The following is a 21,447-nucleotide window of genomic DNA, read 5'->3' on the forward strand; positions in this document are numbered from 1 at the left end:
GCCACCGATGGCGGGGACTTGTATTATTGGCTTGCAGTGGGGCGACGAGGCGAAGGGGAAGATCGTCGATTTGCTCACGCCCCAGCATGAGTGCGTCGTTCGCTACCAGGGTGGCGCGAATGCCGGGCACACTGTCGTCGATGGCGACAACGTCTACAAGCTCTCGCTGTTGCCTAGCGGAGTGCTGACCCCAGGGGTGACTTGCGTGATTGCTGGCGGGGTGGTGCTGAACCCAGCCAAAGCGATCGAGGAACTCGACGAGCTGGCTAGCCGCAACGTCGAGGATAGCGACAACTTGAAGATCAGCGACCGCGTGCATGTGATCTTCCCGTGGCACTTCGCTGAAGATGCCGCGATGAACAAAGACACCTCCGACGGTGAGAACATCGGCACGACGGGCCGTGGGATCGGCCCCTGCTATCGCGATAAGGTGGGACGCAGCTACGCGATTCGCCTGGGCGATATGTACCGCGAGACGTTTGCTGACCAAGTTCGGCACAACACAAAGGTCAAGAACGGCATCCTCGCGGCAATGGTCGAAGGCGATGAGTTCACACCGCTTGATGCGGAAGCGATCATCCAGGAGTACAGCGGTTACGCAGAGCGGCTGAAACCATACGTTGCGGACACCACGGACTACTTGCTTAACGTAGCCGAGAGTGGCAAGAAGATTCTCTTTGAGGGAGCCCAAGGGGCGCTCTTGGATGTCGATCACGGCACGTATCCGTTCGTGACCAGCAGCAACAGCAGCGGTGTGGGCGTCGCGAGCGGTTCAGGTGTGCCGGCGAAGCATGTTGATAAGGTGATCGGCATCGTGAAGGCTTATACCACACGAGTAGGTGGCGGTCCGTTCCCAACGGAGCAGGACAACGACATCGGCCAACGCATCCGCGATCAAGGCAACGAGTACGGCACCGTCACGAAGCGTCCCCGTCGCTGCGGGTGGCTCGATGCGGTGGCGGTTCGCTATACGGCACGACTCAGCGGTGTCGACACAGTCTGCCTGATGTTGCTCGACGTACTTAGTGGATTCGAGGAGCTTAAAATCTGCACGGCCTACAAGCTCGACGGCGAGGAAACACAACGCTTCCCCGCCCACGTCGACGACTTGCGACGTGTGGAACCCGTCTACGAAACGGTGCCCGGTTGGAGTGAGGACGTCACAGCCGCTCGCAGCATGGACGATCTGCCAGAGAACGCTCTCGCGTATATTGATCGTGTCAGCCAGATCATCGGTTTGCCCATCGAAATGGTTTCGGTGGGACCGGATCGTGCTCAGACGATTGAAGTGAAGTCGGCAGTGGGCAGTGGGCAGTAGGCAGTGTTCGGTGGAAGTGCGACAGGAAAGCTTCATGCTTGAAGAACGTGAAACGCAAGACACGCTCAATCCGGCTGGCGAACGTGTACTGCCCCCTTCCGACTGCCCCCTGCCCACTCTCTTAGCCGAAACGCCCCGTGAGCGTTGGCCAAAGCACATTGCCATGATCATGGATGGCAATGGACGCTGGGCCCAGCGGCAAGGCTTACCTCGCATTGAGGGGCATCGTCGGGGGGTGGCGAGCGTGCGATGCGTTAGCGAAGAGTGTTCGCGATTAGGGATGGAGCAGCTCACGCTCTACTGTCTCTCCAGCGAAAACTGGAAACGTCCGCAGCAGGAAATCGATTTTCTCATGCACCTGCTGGAACAGTACATGATCGAAGAGCGGTCGACGATCATGGAAAACAATTTAAGGGTACGGATGATAGGGCGCCGAGAGAACATCCCAGCGCAAGTGCTGACCGAACTCGACAAGACGGTTGAACTAAGCAGTACCAACGACGGTATGTGGCTCAACCTGGCGATCAACTACGGAGGACGACGGGAACTGGTTGATGCGGTTCGCAAGATCGCGGAAGAGGTTTCCGCCCAGCGGCTTGCCTCCGACGCGATTGACGAAGAGGTAGTTAGCGAGAATCTTTACACGGCAGGACTGGACGATCCCGATTTACTGGTTCGTACTGCCGGGGAAATGCGGATCAGCAACTTTTTACTTTGGCAGATCAGCTACGCCGAGATTTGGGTGACGGAGCGTTGTTGGCCCGAGTTCGACGAAGCCGCACTGCATGAAGCGATCGTCAGTTTCGCGTCGCGAAATCGCAAGTTTGGGGGCTTAAGTTAAACTTCCCTCATGCTTCGTTGGCGTATCCCTCTCGCTGTTCTTTTTATCGCGATTCTTGCGGCACTCGGCTACGCGGATGCTCAGGCGGCGCGGCCCGGGATTTACTTGGCCCCGTTGGCGGTGTTGCTTGCCGGGCTGGCGACTGGTGAAATGCTCAGGCTGTTTCGAGCAGGCCTTGGGCCAGGGTGCTTAAGCACCCCTGGCCTGGACTCTGGCAAAGTCTATTACTTTGCGACACTTCTTCCAGTGTTGACTTCGTGTGCTCCGCTCGCGTGGAAGGAGTACCCTGAGGACTGCCCCGTGGGTCGGCTCGGTTGGTTGGCTTTGGGCTTGCTAGCCGGTTTGCTTGTGATCGTGCTCAGAGAAATGAAAAGCTTTCAGGCCGAAGGTCAGTCGATCACTCGGTTGGCACTGGGTTCGCTTTGCGTGTTATATGTCGGTGGGCTCTTCGGAATGATCGTGCAATTGCGACTGATCTCTGGAACTGAGGCCCTGCCCGGTGGCAAGCGAGGGTTGGTGGCATTGCTTTCGATGATTGCCATTGTGAAGGCGAGTGACATCGGGCAATACACTTTTGGACGACTTTTGGGCAAGCACAAGCTGGCCCCTGCATTGAGTCCCGGCAAGACATGGGAAGGAGCACTGGGTGGGGTTGCCACAGCAATCGCCGTAGCCACTTTAGGTCGCGAGCCATCCTTGATAACCAAAGCGACCCCCGTGGAAACGGTCGCCTTGGTTCCCTTGGCTCTCTATGCTAGCTCCCTCGCGGTGGCGGGGATTTTGGGCGATTTGGCCGAGTCGCTCCTTAAGCGTGCCGCGGGAGTCAAGGATTCTAGCGATTGGCTCCCCGGCTTCGGCGGGATCCTCGACCTGGTGGACTCGCTGCTTTTTGCAGCTCCAGTGGCCTATGTCTTCTGGGCGAGCGGGCTGTTCGTGTAAGAAACCCCGAGCCGTCAGGTGTAAGCCGACGGGTTATACTCTCTCACGCTTCTACCCGCCGGCTTACGCCTGACGGCTCGGGGAAGAGAAAAGGTTCGCTCAAACTCTATAAACGTCACAACCCTAACCCCTGCAAGTCTTTACACATCGGCTTCGGTTCAGGGGTGGCTTCTGGCTTGCTCGGTCAGTTATATTTTCAGATAGCTCCGGGGTACGGCGTCTCCTGGCCCTGCGGAGCATTTTTTATCCCCCAGTGGCCAACGCCAGAGTGCTTTGGCCCACCTTATGATTGAAGCATCGATTCCGGTCGGCAAAGCCGAAGACATGGTCCAACTCCTTGGGATGAAGGACCAGCATCTACGCAAGATTCGCAAAGCGATCCCCGCGAAGATCACCACCCGCGACGGAAAAATCCTTGTACAGGGGGACGAGGATTCGGTCATTCTGGCCACCGGCGTCTTTGAGAACCTGCGTTCCTACCTCACCAAGCACGGGGCTCTCAATAGCGAGCAAGTCGACGTCATCCTTGCTCAGGTGACCAACGGTCATACGGAGAGTTTTTCCGAGCCGATAGGCATCGACAACGGCAGGAAAATCAAACCTCGCACACCTGGGCAAGCGGCTTACTTGCAGGCGATTCGCGAGAACGACTTGGTATTCTGCACAGGACCTGCAGGCACGGGGAAAACTTACCTGGCGGTCGCCGCCGCCGTCGAAGGATTGAAGTCTCAGCAGGTACGGAAAATTGTACTGGTACGACCAGCCGTCGAAGCGGGTGAGAGCCTTGGCTTTCTACCTGGCGACATGCAAGCCAAGATCAACCCTTACCTAAGACCGTTGCTCGACGCCTTGCGTGAGATGATGGATCACGAGCAAATGCGTCGTGCTATGGAAGAGGACGTCATCGAAGTCATTCCGTTGGCCTACATGCGTGGGCGGACGCTCAACCGCGCGTTCATCATTATGGACGAAGCGCAGAATACCACGATCTCGCAGATGAAGATGTTCCTCACTCGCATGGGCGAGGGTTCCAAGGTTGTTGTTTCAGGCGACACCTCACAGATCGACTTGCCCACGTCAGCCAAGAGTGGCTTGATTGACGCCGTGCGTCGCTTGAGCGGAATCCGCGGCTCCTCAACCGTCACACTGACGGGTTCAGATATTGTGCGTCATCGGTTGGTTCAAGAGATCGTGCGTGCCTACGAGGAGGGAGGCAGTTAGGTTGATAGGTAGTTAGGTGATAGGGAATTAGTGATTACTTTCGAAGAAACCCCAGCGCGTTTGTAAAGCAACCACCAAGCCCTATTAACCTAATCCCCTAATAGCTAAGCCCTACTATGAGCAACGGCAACACTCAAAAACGAACCCGCCAGCAGCGCGTTGCAGCAGTTGAGCTTCAACCGGGGGTCTGGCGTACCCTTTGGTCGAATCTTCAGCGCGGCGGGGTTTTGCTGCGCATTGGTTTGGCTGCTGGGGCCGCTTTGTTCTTGTGGGCTTTCACGCAAAGCTGGGATCCGCCCTTTGAGTATCAAAAGGGTGAAATCCCTCAACGTGATCTGGTCGCGCGGACTGATTTCGAACAGCTTGATGAGAAAGCGACCGAGGAAGCGAAAGAGAAGGCACGAAAGCTGGCAGTTGCCATCTTCAATCAAGACCCGGCGCCTCTGGAACAGATGCGTGCCCAACTAGTCGGAGAGATCACGAAGCTACTTGCTGCCAAGTCATGGGAAGAAGTTGACTCGAACCTGTGGGCGGAGTTTCAGCCACCTCTAGCCCCAGGGACTCCTGACCCGACCGACGAACAGCGTGTCGCTCAATTCGAGCGATTTCAAGAGGCGTTCAGCGAAGAAGGGGCCATCGATAAGTTTGCCGAGGAACTGGCCGCTGTGATGGCACCTTTTGAGCAGTGGGGTCTGCTTGAGCCATTGCCTGCCGAGTGGGATGCCAACTTTGAGAAGATCGAGGTTCGCACCAAGGACAGCGAGTCGTTCGGTGCTCAGAAGGAAGTTTCCGAAGTTCTCATTGAGAACGTCGCCGCGAAATTGCAGCAATCACTCAATGAGCGGCTTAGTTCGTTGGAACTTGCTCAGAAAGTTTTCGCCTGGCTCCGTCCGCGGCTAAAGCCGACGCTTGTTGTTGACCATGATGCGACGCATCTGGCACAAGACGAGATGGCAGAGAACGAACCGCCGGTCACCAAGCCTTACCGAGCTGGTGAGGATGTTCTGGCCACCGCGGGAGAACCGCTCTCCGAAGACGCCATGAAGCTCCTGGAGTTGGAGTACCAGCAACAAAGCTCAGATCGCACTTTTGCTGAAAGGCTGCAACGATCCGTTTCGATCTTAGGAATGTTCGTTGCGCTCTACACACTATGCGCTGTGTATATCTATGCTCGAGAGCCAAAAATTATCAACGAGCTTTTGCGTTTGGTGACGCTCCTCTCACTAGTGGTGATTACCGTAGCTTTGGCAAAGATCATCAATCAGTACAGTTCAGCAGTTGATGTGCTGCCGTTGCTTCTGTGCGGGATGACCTTGGCCATTGCTTATGGACAGGAGCTTTCACTGCTGATCTCAGCGTGTATCGCGCTGATTATTGTGTTGACGAACGGTCACGATTTCCCACAAGCATTAGTGCTGACGGCGACGACCGCAGGCGCTATTCTGGTTCTGAAGCAGGTGCGCACCCGTAGCAAGCTACTGCTGGTTGGTTTTACCGCTGCTGTTGTTGGCTTTCTGACAACCTTAGGCGTTGGCACCCTCTATGGTCGTCCCCTGCCGTTGCTACTCGAAGAAGGGGGGCACTTGGCCCTTTGGTCGGTGATTGCGGGTTCGCTCATGACCGTCTTGCTGCCAGCGGTCGAAAGAGCCTTCAATGTGCTGACCGATATGCGTCTGTTCGAGCTTGGCGATCCGGCATTACCTCTTCTGCAAGAGCTCGTTCGCCGTGCCCCAGGCACGTACAACCATTCGATTACCGTTGCTTCGCTGGCGGAATCGGCCGCGGAAGCGATCGGTGCGCGTGGGTTGCTCGTTCGCGTGGGTGCTTACTATCACGACATCGGCAAAATGCTCAAGCCGGGATACTTTATTGAGAACCAAGGCCAGGGCGACAACCGGCACGATTCGCTGATGCCGGCGATGAGTACCTTGGTGATCATCGCCCACGTCAAAGACGGCGCTGACCTCGCGCGGCAGAACAACATCCCGGAGGCGTTGATTGACTTTATCCAGCAACATCACGGAACGACTTTGGTCGAGTACTTCTACCGACAGGCGAACGAGCAGCGTGAGAAGGAAGATCCCGAAGGGAGCGAAGTTGATGAGAGTTCATTCCGCTATCCCGGGCCCCGTCCACAAACGCGGGAAGCGGGCGTTCTCATGCTTGCAGACGCTGTCGAAAGTGCTAGCCGAGTGTTGAAAGAGCCCACGCCGTCGCGAATTGAGAGCTTGGTCGAAGACCTGACGATGAAGCGGCTGCTCGATGGTCAGTTTGACGAATCAGGTCTGACGCTGGAAGAAGTGCGCAAAGTTGGCGAAAGTTTGGTAAAATCACTGACAGCGAAATACCATGGGCGAGTCAAGTACCCCGACCAAGTGACCGCTTAATCGCTAGCCGCTGGTTGGGGCAATCGATTTCGTCAGGCGAACTTTTTGGAAAATAATGACACCGCGAACTTCGGAACTCATCGACAACACTCAAGTCGCTTCTGGCGATGATTCGGAGCCTCCGGGGGCAGGTTCTGCTTCCGGAGTAGATTCTGTCGAGATCGCGATATCGAACGAGCAAGCCTTGCTCACCATCGACGAAGAGGCGGTAAGACGAGCAGTGCGTCAGGTCCTCTCTGCTGGCAACGAACCCTCCGCTACGATCAGCGTAGCAATCGTAGATGACGCTACGATGCGCCCGCTGAATAAGCAGTTTCTCGAACACGATTACACGACCGACGTTCTGAGTTTTGCACTGAACGAAGCCGAGGAGCCGCTCTCGGGTGAGTTGATCGTCAACGCTGAATACGCGGCAAGAGAAGCTGTGGAGATCGGCTGGTCAGCAGAGGAAGAGTTTTTGCTCTACGTAATTCATGGAATGTTGCATTTGATAGGCTATTGCGATAAGTCGGACGAGTCAGCTATCAAGATGCGCGCCGCTGAGAAACAGATCCTTATTAAACTTGGCATTCAGACGAGTACTTCAGACTCGCGCTGGGCGGACGGCGGGCAAGCGAAACTCTCTGGTCGGAAAGGAACGACGCACTCGTGACCCTTGCGGTGTTGTTTTGGACGAGCCTGACGGCGTTTTTCGCAGCGATGCTAACCAACCTTGGTTATCGCACGCTCAAGGAATTTTCACGGCACGACCTTGAGGAAATCTGCCAACGCAATGAGCGCCACGAACGTCTGGGCCAGATCTTGCGCCTGCATGAGAATGTAGCGATCGGTGTCGAGACACTGTCGGCCTTGTTTACTGCCCTGGCAATCGTAGCTGGTGCCGCTTGTGCGACGATGCGGTGGCAGCTCCAGCCAGATGCCTCTTGGCAGAATCTCTATGGGATTGCAGCTGGGCTTGGGCTGGTGCTTGTGGCAGCGCGTACTTGGGGGCCTTGGGCTCTGTCACGTGTTTTCGCCGCTCGGTTTCTGTTCAACACGTGGCCGCTCTGGCGTGCACTGGCTGTGGTTGCCACGCCGCTTTCCTTCATTGCCAAGCTGCTGGATACGATCCTGCATCGTCTCGTTGGCCAAACCCCACAAGTGATCGATGAGCAGGCGATCGAAGAAGAAATCAGAACGATCGTCAGCGAAGGTCATCGTGAAGGGCTCTTGGAAGACGATGCACGTGAAATGATCGAAGGAGTCATTGAGCTGGGTGAGGATGACGTTTCGCAGATCATGACCCCTCGGACGGACATGCACATGGTGTCCATCAATCTGCCGTGGGACGAAGTGATTGAGGATGTCATCGAGGCGGCTCACACACGGGTGCCCGTCTACGGCGAGAATCGTGACGACATCGTGGGGATTCTCTACAGCAAGGATCTGCTGCCGGAGCTGTCGAAGCCAGACCAAGCAGATCGGCTGCCAATCGTCGAGATTCTCAGGAAGCCTGTGTTCGTTCCCGAGACGAAGCGTGTTGACGATCTCTTACAGATGTTCCAGCAATTGCGGACTCATATCGCAGTGGTTCTTGACGAGTATGGGGGCGTCTCCGGGTTGGTCACGATCGAAGACGTGCTCGAAGAGATCGTCGGCGAAATTGTCGACGAGTACGATCCAGAGCAAGTGGAGGAAATCCAACGGATCGATGTCGACATCTGCGAAGCCCTTGGACGTGCCCATGTCGACGAGATCAACGTGATGATGGGCTTGGAACTGCCGGAGGATGGCGATTTTGATACCATCGGTGGGTTCGTGTTCACGGAACTGGGCCGCGTTCCTCAGCAGGGCGAGTCGGTGATTTGGCAAAACCAGGTAAGAGTCAGCGTCTTGGAAGTTTCCAAACGTCGGATCGAACGCGTAAAGATCGAGCGGCTCACCTCAGGTCAGCTTGAGATCGCTTAGAATCCCACTTCTTCAACTCTCCCTTAGCCGCGGAGCTACGTCTCCGCCGGGAGTTTGCTAGCAGCGTTCCGGCGGAGGCGTAGCTCCGCGGCTAGGGACCACGTGCTCGACTTCTCTCTTGACGTTAGCCAGCGCAGCTTCCTACAGTCTCGCGACTTAGGTTCCACTTTGTGCGCAGACTCTCCCCGAGCGTCATGCGTCGTTCCTCCGATTTTCTACCGCTATGCCGCGAATTACAGCAATTCTTCTCGCAATCGTTGTCGCTCCAGGCTGCGCTTCGTTGGGTGTGCCAACGCCAAGCCTTCCCACGTTCGCGGGCGAGGGAGCGCCTCCGGGCACTGCCGAATGGTGGAAGAAGAACAAGAAAAAAGCGGAATTCGTTCCTGGCGAAGGATATCGCGTTGCAGGTACGGAAGGCTTCTACGATCAGGAAGGACGACCCATTCGGACGCGCGTCGCCAAGCAGGTGAAACCGAAAGAGGGTGGCCTGCTCGCAGATGTGAAACTCAGCGACACATTTCAAGACTTGAAAACCCAAGTCGGCATGGGCCCGGACGAACGGATTGCCCGCACCTCTTATGCTCAAGGTGAGCAACTATTCCGTGAGGAAAAGTACAACGAGGCGGCCAAGCATTTCAAGGAAACGATTGCCCGGGCTCCCGGATCGCAGCTCCAGCAGGATGCGAAGTTCCAACTGGCAGAAAGCTATTTCTTTGCAGAGAGTTACCCGAAGGCGAACGATGCCTACGAGCAGCTCATCCAGGACCATCCCAACTCTCCTCACTTAGACAAAGTGATCCGCCGCCAGTTCGACCTGGCCCGCTATTGGGAGGCACACCACAACTACGATCCTAACTGGGTGACGACGCCGAACTTGTTCGATAAGCGACGCCCACTGTTCGACACTCTCGGGCGAGCGATCAAGAACTACGAGAACATTCGCCTGAACGATCCGACTGGGCCGCTAGCGGACGATGCCGTCATGGCGACAGCCAATTCGTACTTCCTCAGGGGCCGCTATGTCGATGCGGATTACCATTACGATTTGATCCGAAAAGAGTTTCCGCGGAGCGAGCATCAATACGAAGCTCACCTGCTTGGCTTGGAATGTAAGCTGCGCCGCTACCAGGGTTCCGACTATGGCGGTCGGCCATTGCAGGAAGCGGAAAAGCTCGCCAAGCAACTCCGACGTCAGTTCGGCGGACAGCTTGACGAAGAGCAGCGTGGCAGATTACGAGAGCGTGAGGCTCGCCTACGGCAATTGATGGCCGTACGCGATTACGATCTGGCTCAGTACCACGAGGGAAAGAAAGAGTACGGAGCGGCTAAGTTCTACTACCAGCAAATCGCCCGAGACCATCCTCGAACGGAGGCGGCAGAAAAATCGATCGAGCGCTTGGCTGAGTTGAAGGATAAGCCCGACGTTCCAAAAGAGCCGCTCCACTCGATCATGGAGTTGCTTCCCCAAAATGCGGAGCGGACTTCGATTGCACAGATACCGTTGCTTGAAGAGCAGCCGAAGTTGCAAGACGACTCGCAGATTCAGATGGCCACTCGGACCACCAACGAGGAGCAGTCCGATGCTGGTACGATTCAGCGGTAAATTCGTGCTGTTGGTCCTGCTTGGTAGTAGCCTCTCCACGGGCTGTGCTTCGTACCGTGTGGGGGCTCAGTCGCTGTATGCTCCTGACATCGCAACGGTTTATGTGCCGATCATCGAGTCGGACAGCTTTCGGCGAGACTTGGGTGAGCGACTGACCGAGGCGGTGATCAAAGAGATCGAGTCGAAAACTCCTTTCAAGGTAGTTGGTTCGCCCGATGCGGATAGCGTTCTCTCGGTGCGCCTGGTGGGCGACCGGAAGCGGGTAACCATCGAGAATCAGAATGATGATCCGCGTTCGATCGAGATCAACATGGCAGTGCAGGTCACCTGGTTGAACCGCCGGCGTATTCCCATCCAGCCCGTCGCAACCGTGCCGCTCCCCCCGGAAATGTTGCCAGTCAATCAGACGGGAACGCTCATTCCCGAAGTAGGCCAATCAGTGGCCTCCGCACAGCAGCTTTCAATCCAGCGACTGGCGGAGCGTATCGTTTCGACGATGGAAGAACCCTGGTAACCGTGCTAGGCTCAGGGGATGGACCTGACTGGCAAAGATGCTCATCGAGCAACTGTTTGGCAACTGCGTACGCGCAGCCTCACATTCGGCGAACTGCCCCTATTGATGGGGATCGTGAACGTAACTCCAGACAGCTTCTCTGACGGCGGCCGATTTCTGGGCGTCGAGTCAGCAGTGAACCAGGGGCTCAAGCTCGTAGCCGAGGGAGCTGACATTCTCGACATCGGGGGAGAAAGTACGCGACCCTACTCGACCCAAGTAGAGTTGCAGGAAGAGTTAAATCGAGTTCTGCCTGTAATTGAACAACTTGCGAAGGAAACCAAAGTTCCGATTTCGATTGATACTAGCAAAGCAACCGTCGCTCGGGAGGCGATAGCACGCGGGGCGGAGATCATTAACGACGTCACCGGCCTGGAAGGAGACCCAGAGATGGTCTCCGTTGCTGTTGAATCCAACGCCGGGGTTTGTGCCATGCACATGCAAGGCACGCCGCAGACGATGCAGGACGATCCTCGTTACGATGACATTGTCGAAGAGATCGGAGCGTATCTCGCACAGCGGCGTGATGCGCTGCTTGCCGCGGGGCTCAAGCGAGAGCGAATCTGTCTCGACCCAGGAATTGGGTTCGGAAAGACGCACCAACACAACCTCACGCTGATGGCCAGGTGCGAGGCGTTTCACAGGCTGGGGTGTCCGTTGCTCGTGGGGCACTCGCGGAAAGGGTTCTTGGCCAAGGTCATAGGAGACTCAGAGACCGATCGGGCCTCTGCGACCGCCGGATCAGCCATCGCTTTGGCACGTCAGGGGGTACAGGTGATTCGAGTCCATGATGTTCGTGTTGTCCGCGAAACTCTGCTAGCTCACCATGCCTGTGAAAGCGGAAATCTGCCAGAATGAGGCGTCGCTAGCAGCCCTCTCTGACAGCTAAGCGACGTTGACGCAAGCTGCTGTTCGAACGATACTTAGTGGGCTATTTTGCCTATTTCCGACGGCTCCGTGAGCCGCCCTATGTCATGCCCCTCTGATCGACCTCGCTGAAATCCATGTCGCTAGCAACTGAGAGAACCATCGATACTCCGGAGATTGCAACCACCGATCTGGCTACCTACTGCGAAGAAGTTGCGCAAAGAGCCAAAGCCGCCTCTCGAGCATTAGCTCAGCTTCCCGGCGAAGTGAAGAATACTTGGCTGAAGCGTTCCGCGGAGCTCCTGCGAACCAACTTGGAACCCCTGGCGGCCGCCAACGCGATTGATCTGAATGCAGCGCCAGAGTTCGGCCTTACCAAAGCACAAATTGATCGGTTGCGACTCACCCCAGAGCGAATCGAGTCGATAGCCGTTGCTCTCGAGCAGATCGCACAGTTGCCTGAGCCAATCGGCGAGGTGATTAGTTCGACTGTCCGCCCGAATGGCTTGCGTATCGACAAGACACGCGTACCGCTGGGTGTCGTGTTCTTCATTTACGAATCGCGACCGAACGTCACAGCGGATGCAGCGGCGATCTGCGCTAAAGCTGGTAACGCAGTGATCCTTCGTGGTGGCAAAGAAGCGATGCAATCTAGTCGAGCGATTGTGGTGCTCCTGCAAAAGGCAGCCCGCGAAGTCGGTTTTCCTGCTGATGCTGTGCAGTTGGTTTCCACAACGGATCGTGCCGCTGTTGGTCATTTTCTAGGTCTTTCAGAACTAATTGACGTCGCCATCCCTCGCGGTGGTGAAGGTCTCATCCGGCGGGTGGCGGCAGAGGCAACAATGCCAGTCATCAAGCACTACGACGGCAATTGCCACGTCTATGTGGATGCTACCGCCGATTTGGAGATGGCCGAGCAGATTGTCGTGAACTCGAAGTGCCAGCGCATGGGAGTCTGTAACGCAGCCGAATCGCTACTTGTCCACGCCGATGTCGCTAGTGAATTTCTGCCGAAGATCGACAAGTCGTTGGCGGATGAAGATGTTGAAATCCGTGGCGATGAGCGCAGTTGCGAACTCATCAGCCGTGCTGTTGCTGCCTCGGACGAAGACTACGGTGCTGAGTTTCTTGGCCCCATCATTTCGCTCAAGGTGGTGGCTTCTGCGAGAGAAGCGATCGAACATATCAATCGTTACGGATCGCACCACACGGATGCGGTGGTGACGGAAGATTTGAAGGTTGCCACGAAGTTCGCCAACGAGGTTGATAGTGCGGCAGTCGTGGTGAACGCTAGTACTCGTTTCAACGACGGTGGCGAGTTCGGATTGGGGGCGGAAATAGGAATTAGCACCGATAAGTTTCATGCCCGCGGCCCCTGCGGAGTCGATGAACTCACCAGCTACAAGTATGTTGTCAATGGATCAGGTCAGGTGAGGAGTTAGCCCCAACCTGCCGCTGATGAAACGCAAAGGAGTGCGTGGATGTCCGACGATACCCTAAGCCAGGAAGAGATGGATAGCCTGCTCGGGGGAGGCGATGCGCCCGGCGAATCCGACGAATCGGGAACTCCGGCACCACGACGCCAGAAAGTGACCGTCTACGACTTCAAGCGTCCTGAACGCGTCGGCAAAGAGCAGATGCGTGCCCTCCAGACAATGCACGAGGGCTTCGGGCGTAATTTTGGAGCCTCACTCTCGGCACTGTTACGGACGATTGTTGAGGTGAAACTCACGAGCGTCGACCAGCTCACCTATAGTGAATTCGTTTTCAGTCTTGAGAATCCAACCTGCTTTAATCTGGTCAATGCCGAGCCGCTTGAAGGGCAACTCATTCTCGACCTGAACCCTTCGATTCTCTTTCCGATTATCGATCGCATGCTGGGTGGCAGTGCGAATTCCCCACCGCCTGCCAGGCGACCGCTTACCGAAATCGAGTTGCGCCTTGTCTCGAAGATTACGAATCTCTTCCTGCGTGAAATGCAGAACGCTTGGGAGAATGTTCTTGAACTCAACTTGAGCGTGGATCGCGTTGAGAGCAATCCGCAGCTCGTGCAGATCATCCCCGCGAACGAAGTGATCGTACTCGTGAGCTTCGAACTAACCGTTGGCAGTACACGGGGGATGATCAATTTATGTATCCCTTTCAATTCGATTGAGCGGATCAGTAGCAAGCTCTCCTCGAATAGCTGGGTCAGCTACAGCCGACGCCCACCCACGGCTGAGTCGATGCAGCAGATTAGCGACCACTTGGCTGAAGCTCCCGTCGAGGTAGTCGTAGAGATGGCCAGAACCAAGATTACGACGGCTGATCTGCTCGGGCTACAAGTTGGCGACATCGTTGCTAGCGAAAAAGATGTCAACGAGCCGCTACTTGTTTCTGTTGAAGGAGCGCCGAAGTTCCACGCATCTCCCGGCCAACTCAAGGGTCGCAAGGCGATTCAGGTCGTTTCGGAGTTTCAACCAGAACACGTTCAGGTGAAACCCACGCAAGCTCAGCCTGCGGCAGAAACTACCTAGCCCGTGAAATTTATCAGCTTCGCACCTCGCAAGTTTGCCAGCAGTTGTCGACAAAATTTGACATCTGCTCGTGACTGCTTAACAATAAAAGAAAGCAGCTCGCCTGAGATTACCTTGTTGGGGCGAGTCGCTCCTCGACGGTCGACTTTTCTTTTTCCGTCGAGATCGGATTGAGTAAGAGCGCAATCGCATCTGTTCTGGTGCTCGTTCGCTAGGGCAATGCTTACCGAGACACGATGGGTTCGCACCCGCTGAGGTGCCTGTGCGGAAGTCGGTCCAGAGGATAGTTCCTCGTATCTTCTAGCCGATGAGACGCCAGGGCTCCAGCGACTCAGTTCCGATTGTTGAGGAGCCGTATCGATGGGAATTGCGATCAAGTGCCCCCACGGGCACAAGTTCAAGGTGAAGGATAAGTACGCTGGCAAAAAGGGGCTGTGCCCCTACTGCAAAGGCCAGGTTTTTGTCCGTGTCCCGACGCTTGAGGAAGCGGAGAGCCTCGAAGAACGCATCAGCCGTGCCGCTTCTGCCGAGCGAGTTGCGAATTCTCACGAGGGATCGTTAGGTGATTCTTCGATTTTCGACGACATGCCGAAGATGTCTGGCAGTGGCGGTTCGAGTGCCGGAAGTGGATTAAGCGGTAGCCTCGTCGGATCTTCGGCCGTGCGGCATAACATTAATTGTTCTTGCGGGGAGTCGGTCCCCATGTGGTTCGCCAAGTGCCCGAAGTGTGGAGTGTTCCTCGACAGTTTGTAGCCCACAAATACAAGCACGAAGCGCAAGCGAGTGAATATGTCGGAATACGATTCACTCGCTTGCGCTTCGTGCTTGTATTGGATTCAGCAACTTCTGCCGCCGGCCATCTGCGTGCCTGACCTTGTGGGCAACGGAGGCAGAGCTTCTTCGAGAACATCTTTCGCTTTAGGCCACGCGACCCATGCTTCAGCGAGCATCCACGCTTGAAGTCCCAAGATGGCGGTCCCGAAACCCACCAGCAGATAATTGCCACGCTGCCACCAGCCAGTGTCTCCGTTGAACATGTTCCAGAGCATCGCCCAAGCAGGCATGGTGAACATGAGCACCATAGGAATTGCAATAAACGCCACCGGCTTGCCGCGCCGCCAGAGATAGAACGCAGTGACCAACATCGCAAGTCCTGCAAGAAGTTGGTTCGTCGCGCCAAACAGCGGCCAGAGAATCATTCCGCCTGAACCCGGTCCAATCGGGCCCTTGATCATGGCAACAGCCAACCCGCAAGCGACGGCTGTGAAGGTCGCGACGTACATGTTGGTTAGCGGTTTGATCTGAAGCGAACTGCCAAGCTCTTGAATCACGTAACGTTGTAGGCGCGTGGCTGTATCGAGCGTGGTGGCTGCGAAACATGCCACCAATACGGCAATCACTGCCAGTGAGAACTTCAGTGGGATCCCTAATGCAGCTAAGAAGTTCGCACCACCTTCGACAAAGGCTCCGACTTTCTGGGGAAGACGATGATTTGCCCAGCCTCCGATAGTTTTCTTCGTGCCGTCAGCTGTGACTACCTCGGTGATTTTCGCTTGGTACTTACTCTCCCAGGCGGCTCGCCCGGTGAGTTGTGCGTCGCCGCTAGTCACTCCCATACCAAGTCCCGCACAACAGGCGAGAATTACTAGTACGGCAAGGGCACCTTCGAGCAGCATCCCGCCGACAGCGACGTACTGGGCGTCGGGTTCGCAGGCGACTTGCTTGCTTGTGGTGCCGGAACTAACTAGGCAATGAAAGCCGCTGACTGCTCCGCAAGCGATCGTCACAAACAAAAAGGGAAAAATCGGGGGGGCATCTGCAGGGATTTCTTCCGCGATTGCCGGCGTGCTCTCTCGAAGGTCCGCCTGCCCCGTGAGTGCCGCCACGGCGAGACCTCCCACAAGTAACGCGAGTGCAACGAAAAGTTGGTGACTGTTGATATAATCGCGCGGTTGCAGCAGCACCCAGACAGGAAGGACTGATGCGATAAAGCAGTAGACCATTAGTAGCGCTGTCCACAGTACCACCGGGTTGAACCTACTCACATCCAATCCGGTCAACCCTGCGAGCTGCGACGGCCACTCCGAGGGGAGAGTCAGCGGCAAACGATACGCTCCCCAGTAGACGGCTGCGTACAGAATCACCAACGCAATCAGCGACGGCAACAGTAGCCCGCCACCGCGACGATGCCAGTAACCAATCGCGACGGCAAGTGGCATCGCGATCCAAACGCTCAAGACCGATTCCGGGTAGAGCTTGAAGATCGAAGCGATCACCAGTCCAAAGATGGCTAGCACGATCGTCAACGCCAGAAATAGGACCGTGAGGAACAGGATTTTCGCCCTAGGAGAAATGATGCGACCGGCGATTTCGCCAACGGTTTGCCCACGATTGCGAAGGCTGACGACCAACGCCCCAAAGTCGTGCACTGCACCGATGAAAATCGAACCAATCAGCACCCACAGCAGGGCCGGCAGCCAGCCCCAGAAGACGGCAATCGCTGGTCCGACAATGGGGCCGGTTCCGGCGATGCTCGTAAAATGATGGCCGAAGACGACCTGCTTTTTTGTCGGGACGAAATCGACATCATCGTTGAGCTGAACGCTAGGAGCTTCTGCGTCGGGATCGAGTGCGAAGAGTTTCCGAGCCAGCCAACGACCGTACGTGTGATAGGCCAGCAAGAAGCCAGCGAAGGAGCCAACTGCGACGAGGAGAGTGAACATGGGCTTAATAATAATCGGTCAGACACCTCGCGGTAATACCTCGTTTACGCTTGCAGGCTGCCGCTCTATAATTCCCGCTTAGATTCGCCACCAAATATCAAGCTGAGAAGCCTAGCAGCGAGGAACTTCAGAAGTGCCCGAACATGTCGTCATCATTGGTAGCGGTCCCGCCGGTTGGTGTGCGGCCATCTATGCCGCGCGAGCAAGCTTAAAACCGCTAGTGTTTGAAGGAGCCGTCACGGAGGAGAATCGCCAGGATGGCACGCTGCCTTTGGGGCAACTGGCGCTGACCACGGAAGTCGAGAATTATCCCGGCTTCCCTGCTGGTGATTTAAGCTCGTACTTGAAGAGCTCGCTCGATGAGCAGCATCACTATCTTGCCGACATGCACCAAAAAGAAGGAGCCAGCGGCCCCGAGCTAATGCACCTGATGCGTCAGCAAGCGGCGAACTTTGGCACCCGCATCGAAACGGAAGACATCGTCGAAGTTGATTTCGAGAACCGGCCTTTCAAGTTGAAGTCTTCTGGCGGGAAAGAAGTCGAAGCCCACGCGGTAATCATCGCCACGGGTGCTCGTGCGAATTACCTAGGGCTCCCATCCGAAGATGCCTATAAAAATCGAGGCATCAGCGCTTGTGCCGTTTGTGATGGGGCGCTTCCCCGGTTCCGCAACAACCCACTGGTCGTCGTTGGTGGAGGTGACTCGGCTTGTGAGGAAGCGGACTATCTCGCAAAGTTCGCCAGCAAGGTTTATCAGGTGCATCGTCGCGATGAACTGCGGGCCTCCAAAGTCATGGCTGATCGCGTGTTGGAGAACGAAAAGATCGAGCTCGTTTGGAATAGCGAAGTGGACGAGGTCCTCGGCACCGACGACGATGGCGTCACCGGAGTCCGGGTGAAGTCGACCGTCGATGATTCGACACGCGAACTGGAAGCTTCCGGTATGTTCCTTGCCATCGGTCACACGCCGAACACGCGGTTTCTCGAAGGCAAGTTGGAGATGAACGATAAACATTACCTCAAGTGGACCGTTCCCTTCCGCACGAATACAAGCGTCGAAGGCGTTTTTGCCGCCGGTGACGTGGCTGACGACTACTACCGCCAGGCAGTAACCGCAGCCGGGACAGGCTGCATGGCGGCGCTCGATGCCGAGCGTTGGTTGGGGGCCCAAGGGATTTCGTAAGTCGTTCTGCTCGACAGATTCTCACTTTTCATTTCGCTGCGGTGCTCGCACCGCGTTCACTTCTCATCACGATCAGGCGGTTTGCGAATGTCACAAGATTCCCCCACGAGCCCAACCGTCGAACGCGATCGCCAAATGCTGATCGAGGTCCAGCAAAAAGGCTTCTTCGGTAAGCTGGGAACCTACACTCGACTTTCAGGCCCAGGTTGGTTGCAAAGCGCGATTACCCTCGGCGGTGGTTCTCTTTCCGGGGCGCTGTTCCTAGGCGTCTTGGGCGGAACCAGCATGTTGTGGCTGCAGCTCGTGGCCATTGTGATGGGCGTGATTATGCTCTCGGCGATTAGCTACGTCACGCTTTCGACGGAGCAGCGGCCGTTTCAGTTGATTAACCAACATGTGAACCCGGTCCTTGGTTGGGGTTGGCTGGTCGCCACGAGCTTGGCGAATATGCTCTGGTGCATGCCGCAGTTTAGTCTTTGCTATGAAGCATTGGAGCAAAACCTGGCACCCAGTATGGTTGGTTCGACGACGAGCGCAAAGTTGATCGTCTCAGCCATTCTCCTCCTCGTCACTTCGATTGTTTTGGGATTCAATCTCAAAGGGGGCACGACCGCCAAAGTCTTCGACATTTTCCTGAAAGCATTGATCGGGGCCATCGTCCTGTGTTTCTTTGGGGTTGTGATTTACTTGGGTCGCGAAGACCTGCTCGATTGGTCGACGATCTTCTCGGGCTTCGTGCCCGACTTCTCCCAGTGGCAAGATGCGACGGGGGACATGAAAACGCTTCTGGCCGACTTGCCTGAGAAATCCCAAGAGTTTTGGCGAACACGCTTGGCTCGCGAGCAACGGGCTGTGATGATCGGGGCGGCTGCTACCGCGGTGGGGATCAACATGACGTTCCTGTTGCCTTATTCCATGCTACAGCGGGGGTGGGGTAAGAATTTCCGCGGCCTGGCCCGTTTCGATCTCTCAACCGGCATGGCGATACCCTACGTCGTGGTTACCGGCTGTGTGGTGATTGCTTCCGCTCACGCCTTTCACGCGAAAGCCGATAAGGAGTTGCTCTCCGACGATCCGGCGGTTGTCCAAACCAGCGAAGTTCTCAAGCAGGCTCAAGGCAACTTGATCGCCCGAGTCGAACCCGAATTCGCCGGCAAGAAGCTTGAAGACTTGGAAGAATCGGAGCAGCAAGAAGTGTTGGAGCGAATCGCCGCTTTGCCCGAGGCTGAGAAGCGGATTGCCGCTTCATTCGATAAACGCAACGCGTTCAAACTCAGCAAGGCACTCGCGCCTCTGCTGGGAGAAGACAATGCGAACCTTGTTTTTGGGCTAGGAATCTTTGGAATGGGATTCTCAACCATCATCATTCTGATGATGATCAACGGCTTCGTTTTCTGCGAAGCACTCAATCAGCCCCGAAGCGGTTCGGTGATGTTAATCGGCTGTTTGGTCGCAGGCCTTGCCGGGGCCGCATGGCCGCTCGTTTGGGAAGGCCCTTCCAAGCTTTGGCTGGCAATTCTCGTGTCGAGCTTCGGAATGATTTTGCTGCCGATTGCCTACGTAACGTTCTTTATGTTGATGAACAACAAAGAGGTTCTCGGTGACGATCGACCGCAAGGTGGGTGGCGATTGGTCTGGAATCTCTTGATGGGCGTTTCCGTGCTGGGCGCAATCGTCGCGGCAGCCACAGCCGTTTATGACAAGATTACTGATCATAGCTCACCGAAGACTGAGCTTGCAGGTAAGCTCGTCCTAGCGTTGCTGGTGGGTTATCTCATCGCTGTGGCAATTGGGTTTGTGACGAAAGCAAAGCAATCGAAGGCACCTTAAACCCGACAGCTTACGCTTGACGGCTCTTGCAAAATGAGCCGTGAGGCGTAAGCCCACGGGTAGAAGCTCTCATGAACAAACTCTCCGTCAAGCAAGCCCGACAAGCCGAGTCCATTGGCCAACAAGCGACCTTGCAAGGTTGGATTCGCACCCGTCGGGACTCCAAAGGTGGGTTCAGTTTTCTTGAGCTCAACGATGGAAGCTGTCTTGCGAACATCCAGGTTATTGCCGATGGAGATTTGACGAATTACGAGTCAGAGATCAAGCAGCTCACTGCCGGTTGCAGCGTCACTGTCCACGGCGAAGTGAAAGAGTCTGGCGGTAAAGGGCAGGCCACGGAGTTGCTTGCCAAAGAACTGATCGTCCACGGCTGGGCCGATCCGCAAGAGTTTCCGCTCCAGAAGAAGCGTCACTCGTTTGAGAAGCTGCGAGAGTGGGCACATCTACGGCCGCGGACGAACACGTTCGGCGCGGTGATGCGGGTGAGGAATCGGATCTGTCATTCGATCCACGAGTTTTTTCAGGAGCGAGATTTTCTCTACACGCACACCCCCATCATTACTGCCAGTGATTGTGAAGGGGCGGGGGAGATGTTTCGCGTGTCGACGATCGATCCGGCTAAGCCACCGGTGGCTGAGGATGGGACCATCGACTACACGCAGGATTTCTTTGATCGGCCAAGCTACCTGACTGTTTCGGGGCAGCTTGAAGGGGAAATCTATGCGACGGCCTTGGGGAAGATCTACACGTTTGGACCCACGTTTCGCGCTGAGAATTCTAACACCTCCCGCCACCTGGCTGAGTTCTGGATGGTCGAGCCAGAAATGGCTTTCTATGAGCTAGCCGACAACATGGACCTCGCCGAGGCGTTCCTTAAGCGCATCGTTGAAGACGTCCGCAAGGATTGCGAAGAGGACCTGCAGTTCTTTCAGGATCGGATCGACAAGACCGTTCACGAGTCGCTCGCCACAGTCGCAGAGAAGCCCTTTGAGCGAGTTAGCTACACCGAGGCAATCGATCTGCTCACGAGTTCCGGTGAGAATTTCGAGTATAAGATCGAGTGGGGTGTCGATCTTCAAGCGGAGCACGAGCGTTTTCTAACCGAGCAGCACTTCAAATCCCCCGTCATACTTTTTGATTATCCGTCTAGCATCAAACCGTTCTACATGCGGGTGAACGACGACACGTCTGAAGAGCGACGGACCGTGCGGGCGATGGATGTGTTGGTGCCGCGCGTGGGCGAGATTATCGGTGGCAGCCAACGCGAAGAACGACTCGACGTGCTTGAGGCTCGCATGGCTGAGCAGTCACTCAACGCGGAGGACTACTGGTGGTACCTCGACCTGCGACGCTACGGCACGGTCCCGCATTCAGGTTTCGGGCTGGGGCTAGAGCGTATGGTGCAGTTCGTCACCGGCATGGCGAACATTCGCGACGTGATTCCATTCCCAAGAACGCCGGGGAATGCGGACTTCTGAGTCGAAAGCTCTGTAGGGAACGCCACAGAGGGCGTTCCTTA

The 21,447-nt window shown here is 56.0% G+C and carries 17 protein-coding genes; 16 read left to right on the top strand and 1 reads right to left on the bottom strand.

Annotated features, from left to right (window positions below):
* The first annotated feature begins 7 nt into the window (after window positions 1–7).
* From RIB44_01695 to RIB44_01755, 13 genes are all read left to right on the top strand, one after another.
* Window positions 8–1,318, top strand: a complete 1,311-nt coding sequence (locus RIB44_01695) for an adenylosuccinate synthase (GenBank protein MEQ8615285.1) — start codon at window positions 8–10, stop codon at window positions 1,316–1,318.
* Between the two features lie 34 nt (window positions 1,319–1,352).
* The gene (locus RIB44_01700; protein MEQ8615286.1) at window positions 1,353–2,159 is read left to right on the top strand and encodes an isoprenyl transferase; all 807 of its coding nucleotides are present in this window, start codon (window positions 1,353–1,355) and stop codon (window positions 2,157–2,159) included.
* 9 nt (window positions 2,160–2,168) lie between these two features.
* On the top strand, window positions 2,169–3,098 hold the full coding sequence (locus RIB44_01705) for a phosphatidate cytidylyltransferase (protein MEQ8615287.1): 930 nt from the start codon (window positions 2,169–2,171) through the stop codon (window positions 3,096–3,098).
* A 285-nt stretch (window positions 3,099–3,383) separates the two neighbouring features.
* Entirely contained in the window at window positions 3,384–4,319 is a 936-nt protein-coding gene (locus RIB44_01710) for a PhoH family protein (GenBank protein MEQ8615288.1), read from the top strand.
* A gap of 116 nt (window positions 4,320–4,435) precedes the next feature.
* On the top strand, window positions 4,436–6,706 hold the full coding sequence (locus tag RIB44_01715; protein ID MEQ8615289.1) for an HDIG domain-containing protein: 2,271 nt from the start codon (window positions 4,436–4,438) through the stop codon (window positions 6,704–6,706).
* 55 nt (window positions 6,707–6,761) lie between these two features.
* On the top strand, window positions 6,762–7,358 hold the full coding sequence (gene ybeY / locus RIB44_01720; protein MEQ8615290.1) for an rRNA maturation RNase YbeY: 597 nt from the start codon (window positions 6,762–6,764) through the stop codon (window positions 7,356–7,358).
* On the top strand, window positions 7,355–8,653 hold the full coding sequence (locus RIB44_01725; GenBank protein MEQ8615291.1) for a hemolysin family protein: 1,299 nt from the start codon (window positions 7,355–7,357) through the stop codon (window positions 8,651–8,653). Before ybeY ends, RIB44_01725 begins: the two co-directional genes overlap by 4 nt.
* Window positions 8,654–8,876: 223 nt before the next feature.
* Window positions 8,877–10,256 (top strand): outer membrane protein assembly factor BamD, encoded by a 1,380-nt coding sequence (bamD, locus tag RIB44_01730; GenBank protein MEQ8615292.1) that lies wholly within the window; start codon window positions 8,877–8,879, stop codon window positions 10,254–10,256.
* Window positions 10,234–10,770, top strand: coding sequence for an LPS assembly lipoprotein LptE (gene lptE / locus RIB44_01735; protein MEQ8615293.1), 537 nt, complete (start codon window positions 10,234–10,236; stop codon window positions 10,768–10,770). The genes bamD and lptE overlap by 23 nt, the downstream gene beginning before the upstream one ends.
* Before the next feature lie 18 nt (window positions 10,771–10,788).
* Window positions 10,789–11,667, top strand: a complete 879-nt coding sequence (gene folP, locus RIB44_01740) for a dihydropteroate synthase (GenBank protein ID MEQ8615294.1) — start codon at window positions 10,789–10,791, stop codon at window positions 11,665–11,667.
* A 146-nt stretch (window positions 11,668–11,813) separates the two neighbouring features.
* Window positions 11,814–13,118, top strand: coding sequence for a glutamate-5-semialdehyde dehydrogenase (locus tag RIB44_01745; GenBank protein ID MEQ8615295.1), 1,305 nt, complete (start codon window positions 11,814–11,816; stop codon window positions 13,116–13,118).
* Window positions 13,119–13,157: 39 nt separating this feature from the next.
* Window positions 13,158–14,192, top strand: coding sequence for a flagellar motor switch protein FliM (gene fliM, locus RIB44_01750; GenBank protein MEQ8615296.1), 1,035 nt, complete (start codon window positions 13,158–13,160; stop codon window positions 14,190–14,192).
* 360 nt (window positions 14,193–14,552) lie between these two features.
* Window positions 14,553–14,945, top strand: a complete 393-nt coding sequence (locus RIB44_01755) for a hypothetical protein (GenBank protein ID MEQ8615297.1) — start codon at window positions 14,553–14,555, stop codon at window positions 14,943–14,945.
* 83 nt (window positions 14,946–15,028) lie between these two features.
* Here the strand turns inward: RIB44_01755 and RIB44_01760 are convergent, their stop codons facing one another.
* Window positions 15,029–16,915 (bottom strand): carbon starvation protein A, encoded by a 1,887-nt coding sequence (locus tag RIB44_01760; GenBank protein ID MEQ8615298.1) that lies wholly within the window; start codon window positions 16,913–16,915, stop codon window positions 15,029–15,031.
* Between the two features lie 133 nt (window positions 16,916–17,048).
* Here RIB44_01760 and RIB44_01765 point away from each other — a divergent pair, with 133 nt between their 5' ends.
* The 3 genes from RIB44_01765 to asnS all read left to right on the top strand — a co-directional run bounded on the left by RIB44_01765 (window position 17,049) and on the right by asnS (window position 21,406).
* A complete protein-coding gene (locus RIB44_01765; protein ID MEQ8615299.1) occupies window positions 17,049–18,098 on the top strand; it encodes a thioredoxin-disulfide reductase in 1,050 nt (349 codons plus the stop codon).
* An 87-nt stretch (window positions 18,099–18,185) separates the two neighbouring features.
* Complete coding sequence (locus RIB44_01770; protein ID MEQ8615300.1) at window positions 18,186–19,928, top strand: divalent metal cation transporter; 1,743 nt, start codon at window positions 18,186–18,188, stop codon at window positions 19,926–19,928.
* Window positions 19,929–19,999: 71 nt separating this feature from the next.
* On the top strand, window positions 20,000–21,406 hold the full coding sequence (asnS, locus tag RIB44_01775; GenBank protein MEQ8615301.1) for an asparagine--tRNA ligase: 1,407 nt from the start codon (window positions 20,000–20,002) through the stop codon (window positions 21,404–21,406).
* Window positions 21,407–21,447 lie beyond the last annotated feature (41 nt).

The sequence above is a fragment of the Lacipirellulaceae bacterium genome (genome assembly GCA_040218535.1).
Taxonomy (GTDB): Bacteria; Planctomycetota; Planctomycetia; order Pirellulales; family Lacipirellulaceae; genus Adhaeretor.